This window comes from Streptomyces sp. NPDC044984 (genome assembly GCF_040646935.1).
GTDB lineage: Bacteria > Actinomycetota > Actinomycetes > Streptomycetales > Streptomycetaceae > Streptomyces.
In genome coordinates this window covers 11,325-33,188 of record NZ_JBEZBE010000043.1, presented here as the reverse complement: position 1 = coordinate 33,188, position 21,864 = coordinate 11,325, and the positions used below count along the sequence as shown (strand labels likewise).

The window sequence follows — 21,864 nt, the reverse complement described above, 5'->3', positions numbered from 1 at the left end:
ACGTGCCCGTTGTGCCCGCTTAAGTCATCGTATGGGCTCCTCAACTCCGCAGTAGTCTGCGTACGTTCATTGACACCCTCGCGACACCGCTACCTAACATGCATGCATAACGAGCACTCCTCACAGACAGGTCAATGGGGTGAACAGGCACCACTGGTGGCGTGACGCGGTGATCTATCAGGTGTACGTCCGCAGCTTCCTGGACAGCACCGGCGACGGCATCGGCGATCTCGCCGGGGTCAGGGCGGGGCTGCCGTACCTGAAGAAGCTCGGCGTGGACGGGATCTGGCTGAGCCCCTTCTACCCCTCGCCGCAGCACGACCACGGCTACGACGTGGCCGACTACACCGGCGTCGACCCGGTCTTCGGCGACCTCGCCGAGTTCGACCTGCTGGTCGACGCCGCCCGGCGGCTCGGCGTCAAGGTGCTGCTGGACATCGTCCCCAACCACTGCTCCAGCGAGCACCCCTGGTTCCGCGCGGCCCTCGCCGCGGCCCCGGGCAGCCCCGAGCGCGCCCGCTTCCACTTCGCCGACGGCCGCGGCCCCGACGGCGCCGAGCCGCCCAACAACTGGCACGCCATGTTCGGCGGCCCCGCCTGGACCCGGATCACCGAGCCGGACGGCCGGCCCGGCCAGTGGTACCTGCACATGTTCACGCCCGAACAGCCGGACTGGAACTGGCGCGAGCCCGAGGTGGCCGCCGAGTTCGACCGCATCCTCCGCTTCTGGCTGGACCGGGGCGCCGACGGCTTCCGCATCGACGTCGCCGCCGGCCTCTACAAGCACCCCGACCTGCCCGACTCCCCGGACCCGGAGGCCGACGCCCGCACCCGCGACTCGGTCAACCCGCTCGCCTGGAACCGGCCCGAGGTGCACGAGGTGTGGCGGCACTGGCGCGCGGTGTGCGAGGAGTACACCGCCCGCGACGGCCGCGAACGCCTCCTGGTCGGCGAGGTCTCCGTCCCCACCGCCCGCGAACACGCCCGCTACGTCCGCCCGGACGAACTCCACCAGGCCTTCTTCTTCGACCTCCTCGGCGCCCCCTGGGACGCCGACGCCTTCCGCAAGGTCGTCTCCGAGGCCATGCAGGACATCGCCGGCACCGGCTCCACCGTCACCTGGGTCCTCAACAACCACGACCAGGTCCGCACCGTCACCCGCTACGGCGAACCCGCCCCGGAGGGCAGCGGACTCGGCCCCGCCCGCGCCCGCGCCGCCGCCCTGCTGATGCTGGCGCTGCCCGGGGCCGCGTACATCTACCAGGGCGAGGAACTGGGCCTGCCCGAGGTCGTGGACCTGCCCGACGACGTGCTCACCGACCCGATCTTCCGCCGCACCGGCAGCCGCGCCCGGGTCCGCGACGGCTGCCGGGTGCCGCTGCCCTGGTCCGGACAGGCATCACCGTTCGGCTTCACCTCCGGCGCCGAGGGCGTACGGCCCTGGCTGCCGCAGCCCGAGTGGTTCGCCGAGCACGCCACCGACCGGGCGCTCGCCGACACCCGCTCCTCCTGGCACCTCTACCGCGACGGCCTGCAACTGCGTGCCGCACTGGACCAGTTGGGCGAGGGCACGCTCCGCTGGCTGGACACCCAGCCCGGCGTCCTCGCCTTCACCCGCGGCGACGACCTCGTCTGCGCCGTCAACTTCGGCACCGCCCCCGTACCCGCCCCGGTCGCCGGCACCCCGCTGCTCGCCAGCGCCCCCTGCCCACCCGGGACGCTCCCCGGCTCCACCGCCGCCTGGTGGATCGACGGCTCCTGAAACCCCCACCCACGAAGGGACATCGACGATGATGCGACGACGTACCACCCTGCTCACCGGATGCACCGCCCTCGTCCTCGCGCTCGGCGCGACCGCCTGCGGCAACGGCGAACCCGTCGCGGCCGGCGGCGGCGACCGGGCGCTCGGCGGCCAGACCGTCACCGTCGCCGGCGTCTGGTCCGGCAGCGAGCAGAAGAACTTCCAGAAGGTGCTCGACGCCTTCACCGAGAAGACCGGAGCCGAGACCGCCTTCGTCTCCACCGGCGACAACGTCTCCACCGTCGTCGGCAGCAAGATCGAGGGCGGCAACGCCCCCGACGTCGTCATGGTCCCCCAGGTCGGCGTGCTCAAGCAGTTCGCGGAGAAGGGCTGGCTCAAGCCGCTGGACAAGAAGGTCCAGGACGCGGTGTCGGCCAACTTCGCCGAGGTCTGGCAGGACTACGGCAGCGTCGACGGCACCCTGTACGGCCTGTACTTCAAGGCCGCCCACAAGTCGACCGTCTGGTACAGCCCCGAGGCCCTCGAACAGGCCGGCGTCACCCCGCCGAAGACGTACGACGCCATGCTGGAGAACGGACGGACCGTCTCCGACTCCGGTCTCGCCGCCTTCTCGGTGGCCGGCCAGGACGGCTGGACGCTCACCGACTGGTTCGAGAACGTCTACCTCTCCCAGGCCGGACCCGAGAAGTACGACGCCCTCGCCGCGCACGAGATCGAATGGACCGACCCGACCGTGGTCGAGGCGCTCACCACCCTCGGCAAGCTCTTCAAGGACGAGCAGCTCGTCGCGGGCGGCCGGAAGCAGGCCCTCAACACCGATTTCCCCGGCTCCGTGGAGAAGGTCTTCGGGCCGAAGGCGGAGGCCGCCATGGTCTACGAGGGCGACTTCGTCGCCGGTGTCGCCAAGGACCAGTTCGGCAGGACCATCGGCACCGACGCCGACTTCTTCCCCTTCCCGCCGGTCGGCGACGGCAAGGCGCCCGTGGTCAGCGGCGGCGACGCGGCCGTCGTCCTCAAGGACGGCAGGAACAGCGAGGCCGGCATGGCACTCGTGGAGTACCTGGCCGGCCCGGAGGCCGCCGCGGTGTGGGCCGAGGCGGGCGGCTTCCTCTCCCCGAACAAGAAGCTCGACCTCTCCTCCTACGGCGACGACGTCACCCGCGCCACCGCCGAGTCCCTGATCGAGGCCGGCGACTCGGTCCGCTTCGACATGTCCGACCAGGCCCCCGCGGCCTTCGGCGGCACCAAGGGCACCGGCGAGTGGAAGATCCTCCAGGACTTCCTGCGCGACCCGGCCGACCCGGAGAAGACCGCCGCCGAGCTCGAGAAGGCCGCGGCCAAGGCGTACGGGAACTGACGGCCGTGACCGCCACACTGGTGAAGGAGACGAGCCCCCCGGCGCCCGCGCACCCCGACGGCGCGCGCGGTGGGCGCCTGCGCCGGCGGGGGCGCGTCGTCGCCCTGCTGTTCGCGCTCCCCGCGCTGCTCCTGCTGGGTGCCCTGGTCGTGTACCCGGTGCTGTTCTCCGTCGGCCGCAGCTTCTTCGACGCCTCCGGCACCGCGTTCGTGGGCGGCGAGAACTACGCCGAGATGTTCCGCGACCCGACCACCCTCAAGGCCATCCGGAACACCGCGATCTGGGTCGTCGTGGCGCCGACGCTGCTGACCGGGCTCGGGCTGATCCTGGCCGTCCTGGTCGAGAAGGTCCGCTGGGCCACCGCCTTCAAACTGCTGCTGTTCATGCCGATGGCGGTGTCCTTCCTCGCCGCCGGCATCATCTTCCGGCTCGCCTACGACGACGACCCGGACAAGGGCGTGCTCAACGCGGCCGTGGTGTCCGTGCACGACGCCTTCAAGGGCACGTCCTCCTATCCGACCGCCCGCGCGCGGGACGGTGAGGGGCTGACCGAGACGGCGGACGGGTCGTACGTCACCGGGGCGGACGTCTCGCCCGGCGGGACGGCGGCGGTGCTGGGGCTGGTCGGAGTGGCTCCCAAGGACCTGCCGGGGGATGCCGGACCCGCCGCTGCCGCCGCAGGGGGGAAGGCCGGTTCCGACGAGGTGCGCGGTGTGGTGTACCTCGACTTCACGCCCGGCGGGGGAGGGGAGCCGGGGGTGGTCGACCGGGAGGAGAGCGGACTGCCCGGGATCACGGTCGAAGCGGTGCGCGGCGGGGAGACGGTCGCCCGTACGACCACTGCCGCCGACGGCTCGTTCCGTTTCGCCGGGCTGGACGGCGGCTCGTACGCCCTGAAGCTGCCGTCGTCCAATTTCGCGGCGCCCTACGACGGCGTCTCCTGGCTCGGCCCGGCGCTCGTCACCCCGGCGATCATCGGGGCGTACCTGTGGATCTGGACCGGGTTCGCGATGGTGCTGATCGGGGCGGGGCTTTCCACCCTGCCGCGGGACGCGCTGGAGGCGGCGCGGATGGACGGCGCCAACGAGTGGCAGATCTTCCGGCGCATCACGGTGCCGCTGCTCGCGCCCGTGCTCACCGTCGTCTTCGTGACGCTGGTGATCAACGTGATGAAGGTCTTCGACCTCGTCTACATCATCGCGCCCGGGCCCGTGCAGGAGGACGCGACCGTGCTCGCGACGCAGATGTGGCTGGTGTCGTTCGGCGGCGGCAACAACCAGGGGCTGGGCAGCGCGCTGGGCGTGTTGCTGCTGCTCCTGGTCATTCCGGCCATGGTGTTCAACGTCCGTCGTTTTCGGAGGAGTCAGCGGTGAGCGCGGTGCGGCGTGTCCTGGGGAACGCGGTGGTGCAGGCGTTCCTGGTGGTGATCGGGCTGGTGTGGATGACTCCGCTGGCCGGGCTGTTCCTGTCCTCGCTGCGGTCGGCCGAGGAGACGGCGGAGGGGGGCTGGTGGACGGTGTTCACCAGCCCGGGGGAGTTGTCCTTCGAGAACTACTCGGCGCTGCTGGGGAATTCGGGGATCACGCAGGCGTTCTGGAACACCGTGCTGATCTCGGTGCCGACGACCGTGCTGGTCGTGGTGGTCGCCGCGCTCGCCGGGTACGCCTTCGCGTGGCTGGACTTCCCGGGACGGGAGCCGGTGTTCCTGGTCGTGGTCGCGTTGCTGGTGGTGCCCGTGCAGATCGGGTTGCTGCCGGTGGCGAAGCTCTTCGGGCAGCTGGGGCTGTTCGGGACCATTCCCGGGGTCGTGCTGTTCCACGTGGCGTACGGGCTGCCGTTCGCGGTGTTCCTGCTGCGGAACTACTTCGCGGAGATGCCGAAGGAGATGCTGGAGGCCGCGCGGATGGACGGGGGGAGCGAGTGGCGGATCTTCACGCGGCTGGTGCTGCCGGTGGGGCGGCCGGCGATCGCCAGTCTCGCGATCTTCCAGTTCCTGTGGGTGTGGAACGACATGCTGGTCGCCCTGCTCTTCGCCGACAGCTCCTCCCAGCCGCTGACGGTGCAGCTGCAGTCGCAGATCCGGCAGTTCGGGAGCAACATCGACGTGCTCGCGCCGGGGGCGTTCCTGTCGCTGGTGGTGCCGGTCGTCGTGTTCTTCGCGTTCCAGCGGCACTTCGTGCAGGGGGTGATGGCCGGGTCGGTGAAGTGACCGGAGTCCCCTCCCGCATCATTTGTCCATATCTTTCACAACAAACGCATACCAGGTCATGGATCTTCAGGGTGTCGGAAGATCCCAGCTGATAGGCAGGTACCTCCAGGGGGGCCTGCGAGGTCGGTCGCCCCTGTGCGTTGCTCAGGAGGTACCAGCCCATGTCCCACCCGCCGCGGACCGTGTCCGCTGCTGCCGGCGATGCCGGTCTCCGCCGGTTGCAGGCCGTCCTCGACGGCTGGCGCGGCTCCCTGCTGGACATGGGCGGGCGGAACCGACTGCTGAACTTCCGCCACAGCCGGACGGCGACGCTGGAGATCTCCTCGCCCGGTGCCGGTGCTCTTCTGGGCGGCCTCGCGAAGGGCTGGGACTTCGCGCCGGTCGTGGAGGCGGAAGCGGACGGGGCCGAGCCCGCGGCACGTGGGGCCCGGCCCGGGCTGGTCACGCAGAAGACCACCCAGCCGGCCCTGGACAGCTCGCTCTACCAGCTGCGCCAGAAGTCGGGCCAGATGTACAACGACTACGGTCTGTGGGTGCTGTGGCTGGGCGTCGGCATGCTGGACTGGCGCGAGGCCGACGCTCACGAGAGCAGCTCCGCGCCACTGCTCCTGGTCCCGGTCGAGCTGCGCCGGGACAGCCACCGCCGCTACCGGCTCCACCTGGCCGACGACCAGGACCGGATCCACAACCCGGCGCTCGCCGTGAAACTGGAACGGCTCGGCGTCGACTGGTCCACGGTCACCGCCACCGACGTCGGTGACCTGCCCGCGGTGCTCTCCGCCGCCCGCTCGGCCGCGGCCGGCCTCAAGGGCTGGTCGGTCGCCGACCGGGTGGTGCTCGGCCTGTTCGCCTCGCACCGGGAGGCGATGTACCAGGATCTCCAGCAGAACGAGGACCAGATCCTCGCCCATCCGCTCGTGCGGGCGGTGGCGCTCGGACCCGACGCCGGTCTGCCCGACGACCTGATCGCCTTCGACCCTCCGGAGCTGGACCGTATCGACGACGTCCAGCTGCCCGAGAGGACACCCCTCGTCCTTGACGCCGACGCCTCGCAGCGGCAGTGCATAGCCGCGGCACTCGACAACCGGTCGTTCGTGATGAGCGGCCCGCCCGGCACCGGCAAGAGCCAGACCATCACCAACATGATCGCCGCGCTGATGCACGCCGGCCGCAGCGTGCTGTTCGTCAGTGAGAAGGCCGCGGCGCTGGACGTCGTACGCAACCGGCTGCGCGGCGTGGGTCTCGGCGACTTCGTGATGGCGCTGCACAGCGGGGACACGAGCAAGAAGGCGGTCGCCGCCGAACTCGCCCGGGTGCTCACCACCGAGGCCCGCGTCACCGGGGCCGCCGAGCACGAGCTGGAGCGGGCCCGGAGACTGCGCGAGGAGCTGTCCTCCTACGCGGCCGCCATGAACCAGGTCAGGGAGCCGTTGCAGCGCACCCTGCACGACGTCCTCGGTCGTCTCGTCCTGCTGGACCAGGCGGACACCCCGGCCCTGTCGTCGGCCACCGAGAACGCCGAAGTCGTCCGCACGCTGAGCGCCGGCTCCCTGCAGGAACTCGCCACCGCGTCGAAGGCGGTCAGCCGTGCCTGGCGTCCCGCGGCCGAGGGCGACGGCTTCCCCTGGCGCGGCCTGGTCGGCACGGGTGCCCATCAGGTCGTCTCCGAGGCCGCCGACGCGCTGGCGGCCGTGCTGACGGCGACCGGCCGACGCCCGTTCGCACCGACCCAGCCCGAACCCGGGTCGGTGCGGGAGGTACAGCAGCTGGTGCGCTCCCTGTCGGCCGGGCTTCCGTCCCAGGCCGTGGCGGCGGACGGCGCCCTGCCGGACGACGTCACCGCGCAGGTCGCGCAACTCGCCGACCTCTTCGGCATGCCCGAGGCGGACCACGCCGAGGCCGCGTTCCGGCTGTGTGAGCTCGCCGACCTGACGACCACCGGCCATCGCCCGCCGCGCGGATGGTTCGACGCCGACACCCTGCGCCGGGCCCATGCGGCGGCGAACGACCTGCGCCAGGCCCTGGAGACCGAGGCCGCGGCCCGCGACGCGGCCGGGGACGTCTTCGGTGAACAGGTCCTCACCGCCGCCGGACTGACCGAGCTGGTGAGCCGCTTCAACGACCAGCACCGCGGACTGATGACCCGCTTCTCCGCCCAGTACAAGGCCGACCGCGAGAAAGTGGCGTCGTTGACCCACAGCGGGGCCTGGAAGAAGTCGCTCGTGGGCCGACTGGAGCAGGCTCTGGCGTGGCACCGCGCAGCCGCCGAAGTCGCCCGCCTGGCCGAACGGCACAGCGCTCTCCTCGGCAGGTACACCCCGCGGAGCCGGGACGCGCTCACCGGTCTCGAACAGGCCTTGTCGACGGCGGAGCGGATCGCCGCACTGGGCCGCGACGCCGACCGGCGAGAGCTGCTCGCCGACCGCCTCGCCGACGACGCCGAGCCCGACCGTCTCCCGACGCTGCTCGCGGACACCGTCCGGGACGCGCTCGGCGCGTGGTGCGCGGCCGTCACCGCGCGCACCGAACGTTGGTCCCGCTGCGTGACCGCCCTGCTCGACCTGTTCGACACGGCCCGCCGCACCCAGCTCTCGCCGGCCCTGCTGGGCTCCTTCGGCCAGGCGCGGCAGGTGGTCGACACGCTGCGTGCCGATCAGCAGGGTCCTGACGTGTGGCACGCCTACGTGGACGGGCTCACCGTCCTCGCCAGGCACGGGGTGGACGGTCTCGTGGTGAACGCGGCCGAGCGGGGAGTGGACCCGCGGCAGCTGCCCGACATCGTGGAACAGGCACTGCTGCGGGCGTGGGCCGACGGTGTCCTCGCCACGGACGGACGCCTGCGCAGCACCCGCTCCGACGACCTCGACGCACGGGTCGCCGACTTCCAGGAGGCGGACCGCCGGCTGATCGCCGCCGCGGGCGGGGCGGTGATCGAGGCGTGCAACGGGCGCCGGCCCCGGCGGTTCGCGGGCGGCGCGGGCGCGGTGATCATCCGTGAGGCGGAGAAGAAGACCCGTCACATGCCGGTGCGGGAACTGCTCGGACGGACCAGAGAGGTCGTCCAGGCCGTCAAGCCCTGCTTCATGATGAGCCCGCTGACGGTCAGCCAGTTCCTGCCGGCGGACTTCCACTTCGACGTGGTCGTCTTCGACGAGGCCTCCCAGGTCCGCCCCAGCGACGCGGTCAACTGCATCTACCGGGGACGCGCCCTGGTCGTCGCCGGTGACGACAAGCAGCTCCCGCCGACCTCCTTCTTCGACTCCTCGGTCGACGACGACTCCGACGAGTACGCCGAGGACGTCCCGGACTCCTTCGAGTCCCTGCTGCACGCCTGCAAGGCCGGTGCCATGCGCGAACTCCCCCTGCGCTGGCACTACCGCAGCCGCCACGAGGACCTGATCACCTTCAGCAACCGCGAGTTCTACGGCAACTCGATGGTGACCTTCCCCGGAGCCGTCGACCAGGGCAACGACGTCGGTGTCGCCTTCCTCGAGGCCGACGGCGTCTACGACCGGGGAGGGCGCCGGGACAACCGCGCCGAGGCGGACTTCGTCGCCCGGCGCGTCATCCACCACTTCGACACCCGCCCCGGCAGGACCCTGGGGGTCGTCGCGCTCTCCCAGGCCCAGGCCTCGGCCATCGACCAGGCCGTGCAGCAGGCCCGGCTGGAGCGCCCCGACCTGGACCACTGCTTCACGGAGGACCGCCTGGACGGTTTCTTCGTCAAGAACCTGGAATCCGTGCAGGGCGACGAACGCGACGTCATGATCATGTCGGTGGGATACGGCCCCGACGAGCACGGCAGGCTGGGGCTGAACTTCGGCCCCATCAACAAGGGCGGCGGCTGGCGCCGCCTCAACGTGGCGGTGACCCGGGCCCGCTACCGCATGGAGGTCGTCGCCTCCTTCCGAGGCACCGGCCTGCCCGACAGCGCCAACGAGAGCGTGCAGTACCTGAAGCGCTACCTCGAATACGCCGAGAACGGACCGTCCGTCCTCGCCAGGGACGTCGTCCAGCCGGACGCCGAGCCGGACAGCCCGTTCGAGGAGTCCGTCCTCGCGGTCCTGCGGGGCTGGGGCTACCGCGTCCAGCCGCAGGTCGGCGTCGCCGGCTACCGCATCGACCTCGGCGTGCGCCATCCGGAGCTGCCCGGTGCGTACGCGCTCGGCATCGAGTGCGACGGCGCCATGTACCACTCCTCCAAGGCGGCACGCGACCGCGACCGGCTCCGCGAACAGGTACTGGCCGGACTCGGCTGGCAGTTGTACCGCATCTGGGGCACCGACTGGTACCGGGGGCGTGCGGCCGCGGAGCTGCGGTTGCGCGAGGCCGTCGAGCAGGCCGTCGCCCGGGGGCCGCTCCCGGTGGCGGCAGCGGTACCGCCGGCGGCCGGTCCGGAAGGCGCGCGGCCCGGCACCGGGACAGCCCCGGCCGGAGCTCCGGAGCAGGCCGGGACGCTGCCCGCGGTGCCGAAGCCGAGGGTGCCGGCGCAGGTGGAGACGGAGGTGGAGTACGAACGGGTACCGGTCGACACCGGAACGGAACGCGCGTGGAGCGCGCCGTACCGGGCCAGCGCGGTCGTGGTCAGTCCTCACCACGAACTGCACACGCAGGAGGCCCGGCCCGCCCTGCGGAAGGTGCTGGCGCAGATCATCGAGGTGGAGGGCCCCATCCATGAGGACCTGCTGGTGCAGCGCGCGCGAGAGGCCTGGGGCGTCGGCCGGGCAGGCAGCCGCATACGGGACAACGTCCGGGAGGTGGCACGCGCCCTGGTCCATTCGGGCCTTGCCTCGTCCGACGGTGCGTTCTTCGACTCGGCGGGGCGGGACACGCTGAAGGCCCGGGTACCGGAGGGGAGCGGGGCGGTGCGCAAGATCACGCACATCGCCCCGACCGAGCGGTACCTGGCACTGTACGAGCTGGCCGCGGAGTGCCCGGGGATGACCCAGGACGAGTTGATCAAGCAGGCGTGCGAGTTCTTCGGCTGGCGCCGCATCGGCAAGGACATCCGTGACTGTCTGGCGGCCGACATCACCGTGCTGCACCGGCAAGGCCGGTTCGAGGGAGGACCGGAGCGCGTCAGCGCGGTACGCGGGTGAGCGGCGGACCCGGAAGGAACGGGCCGGGACGCCAGGAGACGACAGCCTCCCGGCGCACCCGGCCCGTGCGCCTCACGCCGATGCCTGTGGATACAGCGAGCGTGGCAGTCGTGAGGCCGCCGCCTTGTCCAGGAGCCACAGGGTGCGGGCGCGGCCGTACGCGCCCGCTGCCGGGGCCTGGATCTCGCCCGCGCCCGCCAGGGCGATCTCCGCCGCCTCCGCCTTGTCCTCGCCGGCCGCCAGGAGCCAGACCTCGCGGGCCGCGCGGATCGCGGGGAGGGTCAGCGTCACCCTCGTCGGCGGGGGCTTGGGGGCGCCGTGGACGCCCACCACCGTGCGTTCCGTCTCCCGGACCGCCGGGAGCTCCGGGAAGAGGGACGCCACGTGCGTGTCCGGGCCGACGCCCAGCATCAGGACGTCGAAGGTCGGGACCGGGCCATGGTTCTCCGGGCCGGCCGCCGCGGCCAGTTCTTCCGCGTAGGCCGCCGCCGCCGCGTCCACGTCCGTGCCGTGCGGGCCGTCCGACGCGGGCATGGCGTGCACGCGCTCCGGGTCCAGCGGCACCGCGTCGAGCAGCGCCTCACGGGCCTGGGTGACGTTGCGCTCCGGGTCGCCCTCCGGGAGGAAGCGTTCGTCGCCCCACCACAGGTCGAGCCGGGCCCAGTCGATCGCGTCCCGCGCCGGGGCGGCGGCCAGCGCGGCCAGCAGGCCGTTGCCGTTGCGGCCGCCGGTCAGGACCACGGACGCCGAACCCCGCGAGGCCTGCGCGTCCACGATCCTCGTGATCAGCCGGGCCGCCGCGGCCTGCGCCATCAGCTCCTTGTCCCGGTGCACGACCAGCTGCGGTGCCGTACTCACTTCGCCGCCGCCTTCTTCACCGGGGCCTGCGCCGTCGCCTGGGCCGCGGGAGCTTTCGCAGCCGACTCGACGGGAGCGGGGACCGCTTCCCGTTCTCCTTTGGCCGGAGCGTCACCCTCACCCGACGACTTCAGGCGCTCCACGCCGTAGCGCAGCGCCGAGGCGTACGTGTCGTCCGGGTCCAGACGGCGCAGCTCCTCCGCGATCAGCTCCGCCGTGTCGCGGCGCTTCAGCGCCACCGCACGCTTCGGCTGACCCTGGATGGACAGCGTCGCCAGCGAACCGTCGGCACGGTCCAGCACGATCGGCCCGCAGTCGGTGTCCATGCGGACCGCCGTGAGCCCCGGCCCGGTGGAGTGCGAGCGCTTGACGGGGACGTCCAGCCGGTCCGCGAGCCACATCGCCAGCAGCTCGCAGCTCGGGTTGAACTCCTCGCCCTCCACCTCGACGCCCTGCACCTCGCAGGCGATCTGGTCCAGCGCCGCGGCCAGCATCGAACGCCAGGGCGTGATGCGGGTCCACGACAGGTCCGTGTCGCCGGGGGTGTAGGCGTCGGCGCGGGCGGCGAGCTCCTCCACCGGCTTCTCGCAGGCGTAGGTGTCGGTCACCCTGCGCTGGGCCAGCGCGCCCAGCGGGTCCTTCGCCGGGTCCAGCGGGGCGTTGACCGGCCACCAGACCACCACCGGGGCGTCCGGCAGCAGCAGCGGCAGCACCACCGACTGGGCGTGGTCGACGACCTCGCCGTACAGACGGAGGATGACGGTCTCGCCGGTGCCGGCGTCCGCGCCCACCCGCACCTCGGCGTCGAGGCGGGACTGGGTGCGGTCACGGGGGGAGCGGGAGACGCGCTTGACGACCACCAGCGTGCGCGAGGGGTGCTCGCGCGAGGCGTCGCCGGCCGCCTTCAGCGCGTCGTAGGCGTTCTCCTCGTCCGTGACGATGACCAGGGTGAGCACCATGCCGACGGCCGGTGTGCCGATGGCCCGGCGGGCCTGCACCAGCGCCTTGTTGATCTTGCTGGCCGTGGTGTCCGTGAGGTCTGTCTTCATGGCCGGCGCCAGCTCCGTCCGTCTCGCTCGAGCATTTCGTCCGCCTCGACGGGTCCCCACGTTCCGGCCGGGTACTGGGCCGGCTTGCCGTTGGCGTCCCAGTACTCCTCGATCGGGTCGAGGATCTTCCAGGACAGCTCGACCTCCTCCGTGCGCGGGAAGAGGTTGGAGTCGCCCAGCAGGACGTCCAGGATCAGCCGCTCGTACGCCTCCGGGCTGGACTCGGTGAACGACTCGCCGTAGGCGAAGTCCATCGACACGTCCCGGATCTCCATCGACGTGCCCGGCACCTTGGAGCCGAACCGGACCGTGACGCCCTCGTCCGGCTGGACGCGGATCACGATCGCGTTGGAGCCCAGCTCCTCGGTGGCGGTGGTGTCGAAGGGGGAGTGCGGCGCCCGCTGGAAGACCACCGCGATCTCGGTGACCCGCCGGCCCAGCCGCTTGCCGGTGCGCAGGTAGAAGGGGACGCCCGCCCAGCGGCGGTTGTCGATGCCCAGCTTGATCGCGGCGTAGGTGTCGGTCTTCGAGGAGGCGTCGATGCCCTCCTCCTCCAGATACCCGACCGCCTTCGCGCCGCCCTGCCAGCCGGCCGCGTACTGCCCGCGCACGGTGTCCCGGCCCAGGTCCTTCGGCAGCCGCACGGCACCGAGCACCTTGGTCTTCTCCGCGGCCAACGCGTCCGCGTCGAAGGAGGCCGGCTCCTCCATCGCGGTCAGCGCCAGCAGTTGCAGCAGGTGGTTCTGGATGACGTCACGGGCGGCGCCGATGCCGTCGTAGTACCCCGCGCGGCCGCCGATGCCGATGTCCTCGGCCATGGTGATCTGCACGTGGTCCACGAACGACCGGTTCCATATGGGCTCGAACATCGTGTTGGCGAAGCGCAGCGCCAGGATGTTCTGGACCGTCTCCTTGCCCAGGTAGTGGTCGATGCGGAAGACCTGGTCCGGGGCGAAGACCTCGTGGACGATCGCGTTCAGCTCCTCGGCCGACCGCAGGTCGTGCCCGAACGGCTTCTCGATCACCGCGCGGCGCCAGGAGCCGTCCTTCTGGTCGGCCAGCCCGTGCTTCTTCAGCTGCTGGATGACCACCGGGAAGGAGCGCGGCGGCACCGACAGGTAGAAGGCGAAGTTGCCGCCCGTGCCCTGCGCCTTGTCCAGCTCCTCGATCGTGTCGCGCAGCCGCTCGAACGACTCGTCGTCGTCGAAGGTGCCCTGCACGAAGCGCATGCCCTGGATGAGCTGCTGCCAGACCTCCTCGCGGAAGGGGGTGCGGGCGTGCTCCTTGACCGCGTCGTGGACCTCCTGGGCGAAGTCCTCGTTCGCCCACTCCCGGCGGGCGAAGCCCACCAGCGAGAAACCCGGCGGCAGCAGGCCCCGGTTGGCGAGGTCGTACACGGCCGGCATCAGCTTCTTGCGGGACAGGTCGCCCGTCACGCCGAAGATGACCAGGCCCGACGGCCCCGCGATACGCGGGAGCCGTCGGTCCGCCGGGTCACGCAGCGGGTTGCTGCTCGACAAGGTCTCAGCCCTCCGAGGGGGCGAGGCGCTGGAGCTCCGCCTCGGTCGACTTCAGCAGGTCGTTCCAGGAGCCCTCGAACTTGTCGACGCCCTCGTCCTCGAGGAGCTGCACCACCTCGTCGTACGAGATGCCGAGCGCCTCGACCGCGTCCAGGTCGGCGCGGGCCTGCTCGTAGGTGCCGGAGACGGCGTCGCCCCGGATCTCGCCCTGCTCCTCGGTGGCGGCCAGCGTCGCCTCCGGCATGGTGTTCACCGTGTTCGGCGCCACCAGCTCGTCGACGTACATCGTGGCCTTGTACGCCTTGTCCTTCACACCGGTCGACGCCCACAGCGGACGCTGCTTGTTGGCGCCCTCGCGCTCCAGCGCGCTCCAGCGGTCGGTCGAGAAGACCTCCTCGTACGCCTGGTAGGCCAGGCGCGCGTTGGCGATGGCGGCCTTGCCGCGCAGCGCCTTGGCCTCGTCGGTGCCGAGCGCGTCGATCCGCTTGTCGATCTCGGTGTCCACGCGGGACACGAAGAAGGACGCCACGGAGTGGATCTTCGACAGGTCCAGGCCGCGCTCCCTGGCCTTCTCCAGGCCGGTCAGGAACGCGTCCATGACCTTGCGGTAGCGCTCCAGGGAGAAGATCAGCGTCACGTTGACGCTGATGCCCAGACCGATGACCTCGGCGATCGCCGGGATGCCGGCCTCGGTCGCCGGGATCTTGATCAGCGTGTTGGGCCGGTCCACCAGCCACGCCAGCTGCTTGGCCTCGGCGACCGTCGCGCGGGTGTTGTGCGCCAGACGCGGGTCGACCTCGATCGAGACCCGGCCGTCCTGGCCGTCGGTGGCGTCGAAGACCGGGCGCAGGATGTCGGCGGCGTCGCGGACGTCCGCCGTGGTGATCATGCGAATGGCCTCTTCGACGGTGACCTTGCGGGCGGCGAGGTCGGCCAGCTGCGTGTCGTAGCCGTCGCCCTCGGAGATCGCCTTCTGGAAGATCGTCGGGTTGGTGGTGACGCCCACGACGTGCTGCTGGTCCATCAGCTCGGCGAGGTTGCCGGACGTGATCCGCTTGCGCGAAAGGTCGTCCAGCCAGATCGCGACGCCTTCCTCGGAAAGGCGCTTCAGTGCGTCCGTCATGGAAATTCCATCTCCTACGTGTCGTGTATGGGCGTCAGCGCTGGGCTGCGGCGATCGATTCCCGCGCGACGGCGGCCACGTTCTCGGCGGTGAAGCCGAACTCCTCGAACAGCACCTTGCCGTCGGCGGAGGCACCGAAGTGCTCCAGGGAGACGATCCGGCCGGCGTCCCCGACGTACTTGTGCCAGGTGAGACCGATGCCGGCCTCGACGGCCACGCGTGCCTTGACGGACGGCGGCAGGACGCTGTCCCGGTACCCCTGGTCCTGCTCCTCGAACCACTCCACCGACGGCATGGACACCACGCGCGTCGGCACACCGTCCGCCTGCAGCCGCTCGCGCGCCTCGACGGCGACGTGCACCTCGGAGCCGGTCGCGATCAGCACGACCTCGGGCTCACCGCCCTCGGCGTCGAACAGGACGTAGCCGCCCTTCGCCGCGTCCTCGTTCGGCTCGTACGTCGGCACGCCCTGACGGGTCAGCGCCAGACCGTGCGGGGTGCCCTTGCCGAACTCCTTCGTCCAGCGGGTGAGGATCTCCCGCCAGGCGATCGCGGTCTCGTTCGCGTCCGCCGGGCGGACCACGTTCAGGCCCGGGATGGCGCGCAGCGAGGCCAGGTGCTCGACCGGCTGGTGCGTCGGGCCGTCCTCGCCGAGGCCGATGGAGTCGTGCGTCCACACGTACGTCACCGGCAGGTGCATCAGTGCCGACAGGCGCACCGCGTTGCGCATGTAGTCGGAGAACACCAGGAAGGTGCCGCCGTAGATCCGGGTGTTGCCGTGCAGCGCGATGCCGTTCATCTCCGCGGCCATGGCGTGCTCGCGGATGCCGAAGTGGATCGTGCGCCCGTACGGGTCCGCCTCGGGCAGCGGGTTGCCGACCGGGAGGAACGACGACGCCTTGTCGATCGTGGTGTTGTTGGAGCCCGCCAGGTCGGCCGAGCCGCCCCACAGCTCCGGGATCACCGCGCCGAGCGCCTGCAGCACCTTGCCGGAGGCGGCACGGGTGGCCACGCCCTTGCCCGGCTCGAACACCGGGATCTTCTCCTGCCAGCCCTCGGGCAGCTCACCGGCGGCGATCCGGTCGTACTCGGCGGCGCGCCCGGGGTTGTTGTCCCGCCACTGCTGGAAGGACTTCTCCCACACCGCGCGGGCCGCCTGGCCCCGCTCCAGGGCCTTGCGGGTGTGGCCGATGACCTCGTCGGTGACCTCGAAGCTCTGCTCCGGGTCGAAGCCCAGGACGCGCTTGGTGGCCGCGACCTCGTCGTCGCCGAGCGCCGAGCCGTGCGCGGCCTCGGTGTTCTGCGCGTTGGGGGCGGGCCAGGCGATGATCGACCGCATGGCGATGAAGGACGGCTTGTCCGTGACCTTCTTCGCCTCCTGGATCGCGTCGTAGATCGCGTTCGGGTCCAGGTCGCCGTCCGGCTTCGGGGCCACCCGCTGGACGTGCCAGCCGTAGGCCTCGTACCGCTTGACGACGTCCTCGGAGACGGCCGTCTCCGTGTCACCCTCGATCGAGATGTGGTTGTCGTCCCACAGCAGCACCAGGTTGCCCAGCTTCTGGTGCCCGGCCAGCGAGGACGCCTCGGCGGAGATGCCCTCCTGGAGGCAGCCGTCACCGGCGATGCAGTAGACGAAGTGGTCGAAGGGCGACTCGCCCGCGGCGGCCTCCGGGTCGAACAGACCGCGCTCGTAGCGCGCGGCCATCGCCATGCCCACGGCGTTGGCGACGCCCTGGCCCAGCGGGCCGGTCGTGGTCTCCACCCCGGTGGTGTGCCCGTACTCCGGGTGGCCCGGCGTCTTCGAGCCCCAGGTGCGGAACGCCTTCAGGTCGTCCAGCTCCAGGCCGAAGCCGGCCAGGTACAGCTGGGTGTAGAGGGTCAGGGACGAATGGCCGGCGGACAGGACGAAACGGTCGCGCCCGACCCAGTCGGCGTCCGCCGGGTCGTGCCGCATCACCTTCTGGAAGAGGGTGTAGGCGGCGGGCGCCAGACTCATCGCCGTACCCGGATGGCCGTTACCGACCTTCTGTACGGCATCGGCGGCCAGGACGCGGGCGGTGTCGACGGCCCGCTGGTCCAACTCGGTCCACTCGAGGTCTGTGGTGGTCGGCTTGGTGCTCACCCTGAGTCAGGGCTCCTCTCCACATGGATTCGGACGGCCGGTGACTGCCCACCGGCGAGGTCGAGCCTACCCCCGTAGGACGTGCCTTCTCCCGGGTCGTTCCAGAGTGCGGGCACTCGCGTCGATCCGCCTCCTGACCGGTCCGTTTTCCCCGTTCGGCAGATGAATACGGAGCCGCTCATCCGGGTGCTCAATCGAGCTTCCAGGTGCACCTCGGAGGGGGTCTTCCAACACGAGCGGACCCCCGCGGATGTCCGGGTCTGGGCAACGTCTACAGTGGCGTGGTACGCGCGAGCCTTTACCCCCGCTTCACGCGGGGAGGCTTGCTGGAATCTCTGTAGGGGTGTGCGTGACGGCCGTTGAATCCCGTCCAGCGGGGGTGCTGGGGACGAGTCAGAGCCCTGCCCATCGGCCGTTCGGGGCCCGTGTGATGGCATTCGTGGCTCTCACCAAGCCGCGAATCATCGAGCTGCTGCTCATCACCACCGTCCCGGTGATGTTCCTGGCGCAGCAGGGGGTGCCCGACCTGACGCTGGTGCTGCTGACCTGCGTCGGCGGCTACCTGTCGGCGGGCGGCGCCAACGCGCTCAACATGTACATCGACCGCGACATCGACGCGCTGATGGACCGCACCTCGCAGCGTCCGCTGGTGACCGGCATGGTCAGCCCGCGCGAGTGCCTGGCCTTCGGCGTCACCCTGGCGGTCGTGTCGACCCTGCTGTTCGGGCTCGCCGTCAACTGGCTGTCCGCGTGGCTCTCCCTCGGCGCACTCCTCTTCTACGTCGTCGTCTACACGATGATCCTCAAACGGCGTACGTCGCAGAACATCGTGTGGGGCGGCATCGCCGGCTGCATGCCGGTGCTGATCGGCTGGTCCGCGGTCACCGACTCGCTGTCGTGGGCGCCGGTCATCCTCTTCCTCGTCATCTTCTTCTGGACGCCGCCGCACTACTGGCCGCTGTCCATGAAGGTGAAGGACGACTACGCGCGCGTCGGCGTGCCGATGCTGCCGGTCATCGCCGGCAACAAGGTGGTCGCCAAGCAGATCGTGCTCTACAGCTGGGTCATGGTCGCGGTGTCGCTGCTGCTCACCCCGCTCGGCTACACCGGCTGGTTCTACACGGCGGTCGCCCTGGCCGCGGGCGGCTGGTGGCTGTGGGAGGCACACGCGCTGCTGAACCGCGCGAAGGCCGAGGTGACGGGCGGCAAGCTGAAGGAGATGCGCCTGTTCCACTGGTCCATCACCTACGTGTCGCTGCTCTTCGTGGCCGTCGCGGTGGACCCGTTCCTGCGGTGACCGCTTCTGGCACGCCGATCGGGCGGGGCACGTGGCCAAGGCCACGGACCCCGCCCGTCGCCGTTCGAGCTACCCGTCGGTAGCATCCTGGTCATGGCAGACACGCAGCAGGTGGACCCGAAGGCCGAGCAGAAGGCGGCCCGGCTCGCCAAGCAGATCAGCGGCTTCGCCAAGGCGCACGGCGGCGCCGAGGGCCAGGTCGCGTACCTCGGACAGCGCGGCGCCCGCATCGTCCTCGTCGGCGAGGACGGCGACTGGGGCGACGTGTTCGCCCCGTCCGTGGAGATCGCCGAGAAGGCCGTGGAGAAGGCGGGCATCACCGTCCACGAGGACTTCGACGGCGAGTTCGCGGCGAAGGTGAGGACGGGCCCGTACGAGTGGAGCCGCATGGCGGGCATCCAGGTCGGCGGCCCGTCCAACGGCTGAGCGGCGGCCGGCCCGGGGGCGCGGGGCCGTACCGGTGCGCGGCTCCGCCGCGGAGGCGCGAGCGGCCACGGACGGCCCGCACCCGGCAGACGCGCGACCTCTTCCGGGGTTCACCCGTTAGGACGGGTGAAGCACCGACACACGGTCCCGTCCCGGGGGAGCTCCGGATGATCGAAACACCCTCACTCGTGGACCAGCACTGCCACGGAGTGCTCCGCACGGAACTGGGCCTCGGCACCTTCGAGGCCCAGCTCGCCCGTACCGAGGGCCCGCCCGCCCCCGGCACCACCCTCTTCGACACCCAGACCGGCTTCGCCGTGCGCCGCTGGTGCCCGCCCCTGCTCGGTCTGGAGCCGCACTGCCCGCCCGCCCGCTACCTCGCCCGGCGCCGTGAACTCGGCGTCCTCGAGGCCGGGCGCCGGCTGCTGCGCGGCAGCGGCATCACCGCCTACCTCGTCGACACCGGACTGCCCGGCGACCTCACCGGACCCACCGAGCTGGGCATGGCCGGGGACGCCGAGGCCCACGAGATCGTCCGCCTGGAACAGCTCGCCGAACAGGTCGCCGACACCTCCGGCACCGTCGAGTCCTTCCTCGCCAACCTCGCCGAGTCCGTGCACGGCGCCGCCGCGCACGCCGTCGCCTTCACCTCCGTCGCCGGCGCACGGCACGGCCTGGCACTCGCCCCCGAACCGCCCGGACCGGGCGAGGTGCGCGGCGCGGCGGGGCGCTGGCTGGCCGCCCGCCGGGCCGGGGACGAACTGAGCGACCCCGTGCTGCTCCGGCACCTGCTGTGGATCGCCGTCGCCTCGGGCCGGCCCGTCCAGCTCCACGCCGGTCCCGCCGCACCGGGCGCCCGCATCGACCGCACCGACCCGGTCCTGCTCGCCGACTTCGTCCGGGCCACCGCCGGTCTCGGCACCGACCTCGTGCTGCTGCACGGCTACCCGTACCACCGCCACGCCGCCCACCTCGCCGGCGTCTTCCCGCACGTCTACGCCGACTGCGGCGCCGCCCTGGTCCGCACCGGCGCCCGCGCGGCGACCGTCCTCGCGGAGATCCTGGAACTCGCCCCCTTCGGCAAGATCCTCTTCTCCAGCGGCGCCCGCGGCCTCCCCGAGCTGCACGTCGTCGGCGCCCACCTGTTCCGCGAGGCCCTCGGCCGGGTGCTCGGCACCTGGGTCGCCGAGGGCGCGTGGTCGCTGGACGACGCGCAGCGGGTGGCCGGTCTGATCGCCTCGGGGAACGCGGGCAGGGTGTACGGACTGCGCTGAGGCGTGAAGACTGGGCGGATGCCGACCGACGCCCTGCTCGACCGCTTCCTCACCGGCCTGGCACCGCTCACCCCCGTCGCCGTGTGGGCGCACGGCTCACTGGCCGGCGGCGACTACGTGGAGGGCCGCAGCGACCTGGACGTGATCGCGGTCCTGGACCACCCGGTCACGGCCCGGACGGCGTGGCGCGTCGCGCTGCTGCACGCGCGGCTGCGGGCCGAGCCGCTCGCCGACCGGCTGCACTGCACCTACCTGACGCCGGACACCGCGGCGGGCGCCGGGCGGCGCCACCTGACCTGGGCGCACGAGCAGCTCTTCAAGCGTCCCGTCACCCCGGTCACCCGCACCGAGCTGCACACCTTCGGCCGGGTCCTGCACGGGGTGCCGCCCGCGGACGCGCTGCCGCCGGTGCCGGACGGCGAACTCGCCGGCTTCGTGGTGCGCGACCAGCGCGACTACTGGCGGCGGGAGGTGGACCGGGCCGCCAACTGGACCCAGGACGTGTGGGTCGACCTGGGCCTGCTGACCTTCGCCCGCGCCACCGTCACCCTCCGCGAGGGCCGCCTGATCACCAAGCGGGAGGCCCTGGACGTCCTGCCCGGCCTCGGCGCGCCCGGCGAGGTCGTCGAGGACATCCGGAGGCGGCGCTACGGCGCTGCCGCGCCGCCCGCCGAGGAGTGGACCGCCCGCCGGGCCCGGCTGACCCGGGACTACCTGGGACCGGCGATCGACGCGCTGGTCGCGGGCTCCTGAGCGGCCGGTACGACCGGGTCCGGCGCCGTCGCCGCCGGGCGCTCGCGCAGCGACAGCAGCACGCGCAGCACCCAGATCCACATCACGCACGAGCCGAACATGTGCAGGCCGACCAGGACCTCGGGGAGGTCGGTGAAGTACTGGACGTAGCCGATGGCACCCTGCGCGAGCAGGATCAGGAACAGCTCGCGGGTGCGGGCCAGGGGCCCCTCGGGGGCGTCGACCGCCTTCAGGACGAACCACAGGGCGAACGTCAGCGTCACCACGATCCACGCCAGTACGGCGTGCAGCTTGCTGACCGTCTCCCAGTCGAGCGGCATCCGCGGGACGTCGCTGGAGTCACCCGCGTGCGGGCCCGCGCCGGTGACCACCGTGCCGACCGCGATCAGCAGCACGGAGGCGGCCACCATGGACCACACCAGCTGCTGCACGGCCTTGCCGACCAGCGGCCGGGGCTCCGCGTCGCCCTCCCGGGTGCGCTGCCACATCACCGTGGCGACCGCGATCAGCGCGGTGGAGAGCAGGAAGTGCGCCGCGACCGTGTACGGGTTCAGGCCGACGAGGACCACGATGCCGCCGAGGATGGCGTTGCCCATGACGACCCAGAACTGCGCCCAGCCCAGCCGGGTCAGGCTGCGCCGGTACGGCTTCTCCGAGCGGGCGGCGATGATCGCCCAGCCGACGGCGGCGCACAGCACGTACGTCAGCAGGCGGTTGCCGAACTCGATGACGCCGTGCAGGCCCATCTCGCTGGTCGTGGTGAGCGAGTCGTCGGTGCACTTGGGCCAGGTCGGGCAGCCCAGGCCGGAGCCGGTCAGCCGTACGGCACCGCCGGTGACCACGATGACGACCGCCATGACGAGCGCGGCGAGGGCCGCCCGCCGGACGGTCCGGGGATCCGGGGTCCAGCGTGCGGCGATGAAGGCGAGCGGGTTGCGCAGGGCCGCCTGGGCGTCGGCGCGGGTCACGTTTGGCACGCGTCCCATCGTAGGACGCCGCTTGTGCATGCTTTCAC

General features: G+C 71.6%; 15 protein-coding genes. 9 read left to right on the top strand and 6 right to left on the bottom strand.

Annotated features, from left to right (window positions below; all coding sequences use genetic code 11):
- Positions 1-139: 139 nt before the first annotated feature.
- From AB0A94_RS33415 to AB0A94_RS33395, 5 genes are all read left to right on the top strand, one after another.
- A complete protein-coding gene (locus AB0A94_RS33415) occupies positions 140-1,762 on the top strand; it encodes a glycoside hydrolase family 13 protein (protein WP_361750010.1) in 1,623 nt (540 codons plus the stop codon).
- Positions 1,763-1,790: 28 nt separating this feature from the next.
- Entirely contained in the window at positions 1,791-3,119 is a 1,329-nt protein-coding gene (locus AB0A94_RS33410; protein WP_361750008.1) for an ABC transporter substrate-binding protein, read from the top strand.
- 5 nt (positions 3,120-3,124) lie between these two features.
- On the top strand, positions 3,125-4,492 hold the full coding sequence (locus AB0A94_RS33405) for an ABC transporter permease subunit (protein ID WP_361750006.1): 1,368 nt from the start codon (positions 3,125-3,127) through the stop codon (positions 4,490-4,492).
- Positions 4,489-5,328 carry a carbohydrate ABC transporter permease gene (locus AB0A94_RS33400; protein ID WP_073937105.1) on the top strand — a complete coding sequence of 280 codons (840 nt, stop codon included), beginning with the start codon at positions 4,489-4,491 and terminating at the stop codon, positions 5,326-5,328. Before AB0A94_RS33405 ends, AB0A94_RS33400 begins: the two co-directional genes overlap by 4 nt.
- A gap of 161 nt (positions 5,329-5,489) precedes the next feature.
- Positions 5,490-10,427 carry a DUF3320 domain-containing protein gene (locus tag AB0A94_RS33395; RefSeq protein WP_361750004.1) on the top strand — a complete coding sequence of 1,646 codons (4,938 nt, stop codon included), beginning with the start codon at positions 5,490-5,492 and terminating at the stop codon, positions 10,425-10,427.
- A gap of 72 nt (positions 10,428-10,499) precedes the next feature.
- Here the strand turns inward: AB0A94_RS33395 and pgl are convergent, their stop codons facing one another.
- From pgl to tkt, 5 genes are read right to left on the bottom strand one after another with little or no spacing between them, the layout of a single operon-like run.
- The gene (pgl, locus tag AB0A94_RS33390; protein ID WP_361750002.1) at positions 10,500-11,285 is read right to left on the bottom strand and encodes a 6-phosphogluconolactonase; all 786 of its coding nucleotides are present in this window, start codon (positions 11,283-11,285) and stop codon (positions 10,500-10,502) included.
- Positions 11,282-12,334: a glucose-6-phosphate dehydrogenase assembly protein OpcA gene (opcA, locus tag AB0A94_RS33385; protein WP_361750000.1), complete on the bottom strand. Its 1,053-nt coding sequence runs from the start codon at positions 12,332-12,334 to the stop codon at positions 11,282-11,284. The genes pgl and opcA overlap by 4 nt, the downstream gene beginning before the upstream one ends.
- Positions 12,331-13,854 (bottom strand): glucose-6-phosphate dehydrogenase, encoded by a 1,524-nt coding sequence (gene zwf, locus AB0A94_RS33380; protein WP_361749998.1) that lies wholly within the window; start codon positions 13,852-13,854, stop codon positions 12,331-12,333. The genes opcA and zwf overlap by 4 nt, the downstream gene beginning before the upstream one ends.
- Positions 13,855-13,858: 4 nt before the next feature.
- Positions 13,859-14,977, bottom strand: a complete 1,119-nt coding sequence (tal, locus tag AB0A94_RS33375) for a transaldolase (RefSeq protein WP_361749996.1) — start codon at positions 14,975-14,977, stop codon at positions 13,859-13,861.
- A 34-nt stretch (positions 14,978-15,011) separates the two neighbouring features.
- Positions 15,012-17,099 (bottom strand): transketolase, encoded by a 2,088-nt coding sequence (tkt, locus tag AB0A94_RS33370; protein WP_361749994.1) that lies wholly within the window; start codon positions 17,097-17,099, stop codon positions 15,012-15,014.
- A gap of 343 nt (positions 17,100-17,442) precedes the next feature.
- Here tkt and AB0A94_RS33365 point away from each other — a divergent pair, with 343 nt between their 5' ends.
- The 4 genes from AB0A94_RS33365 (at position 17,443) to AB0A94_RS33350 (ending at position 20,849) form a co-directional block, all read left to right on the top strand.
- On the top strand, positions 17,443-18,396 hold the full coding sequence (locus tag AB0A94_RS33365; RefSeq protein ID WP_361749992.1) for a heme o synthase: 954 nt from the start codon (positions 17,443-17,445) through the stop codon (positions 18,394-18,396).
- Positions 18,397-18,489: 93 nt separating this feature from the next.
- Positions 18,490-18,822: a hypothetical protein gene (locus AB0A94_RS33360; RefSeq protein ID WP_361749990.1), complete on the top strand. Its 333-nt coding sequence runs from the start codon at positions 18,490-18,492 to the stop codon at positions 18,820-18,822.
- A 167-nt stretch (positions 18,823-18,989) separates the two neighbouring features.
- Positions 18,990-20,096, top strand: coding sequence for an amidohydrolase family protein (locus AB0A94_RS33355; RefSeq protein WP_361749988.1), 1,107 nt, complete (start codon positions 18,990-18,992; stop codon positions 20,094-20,096).
- Positions 20,097-20,114: 18 nt separating this feature from the next.
- Positions 20,115-20,849, top strand: a complete 735-nt coding sequence (locus tag AB0A94_RS33350; RefSeq protein ID WP_361749987.1) for a nucleotidyltransferase — start codon at positions 20,115-20,117, stop codon at positions 20,847-20,849.
- On the opposite strand, the gene AB0A94_RS33345 is transcribed toward AB0A94_RS33350, so the two are convergent.
- Positions 20,807-21,856: a COX15/CtaA family protein gene (locus tag AB0A94_RS33345; protein WP_361749985.1), complete on the bottom strand. Its 1,050-nt coding sequence runs from the start codon at positions 21,854-21,856 to the stop codon at positions 20,807-20,809. The genes AB0A94_RS33350 and AB0A94_RS33345 overlap by 43 nt on opposite strands.
- Positions 21,857-21,864 lie beyond the last annotated feature (8 nt).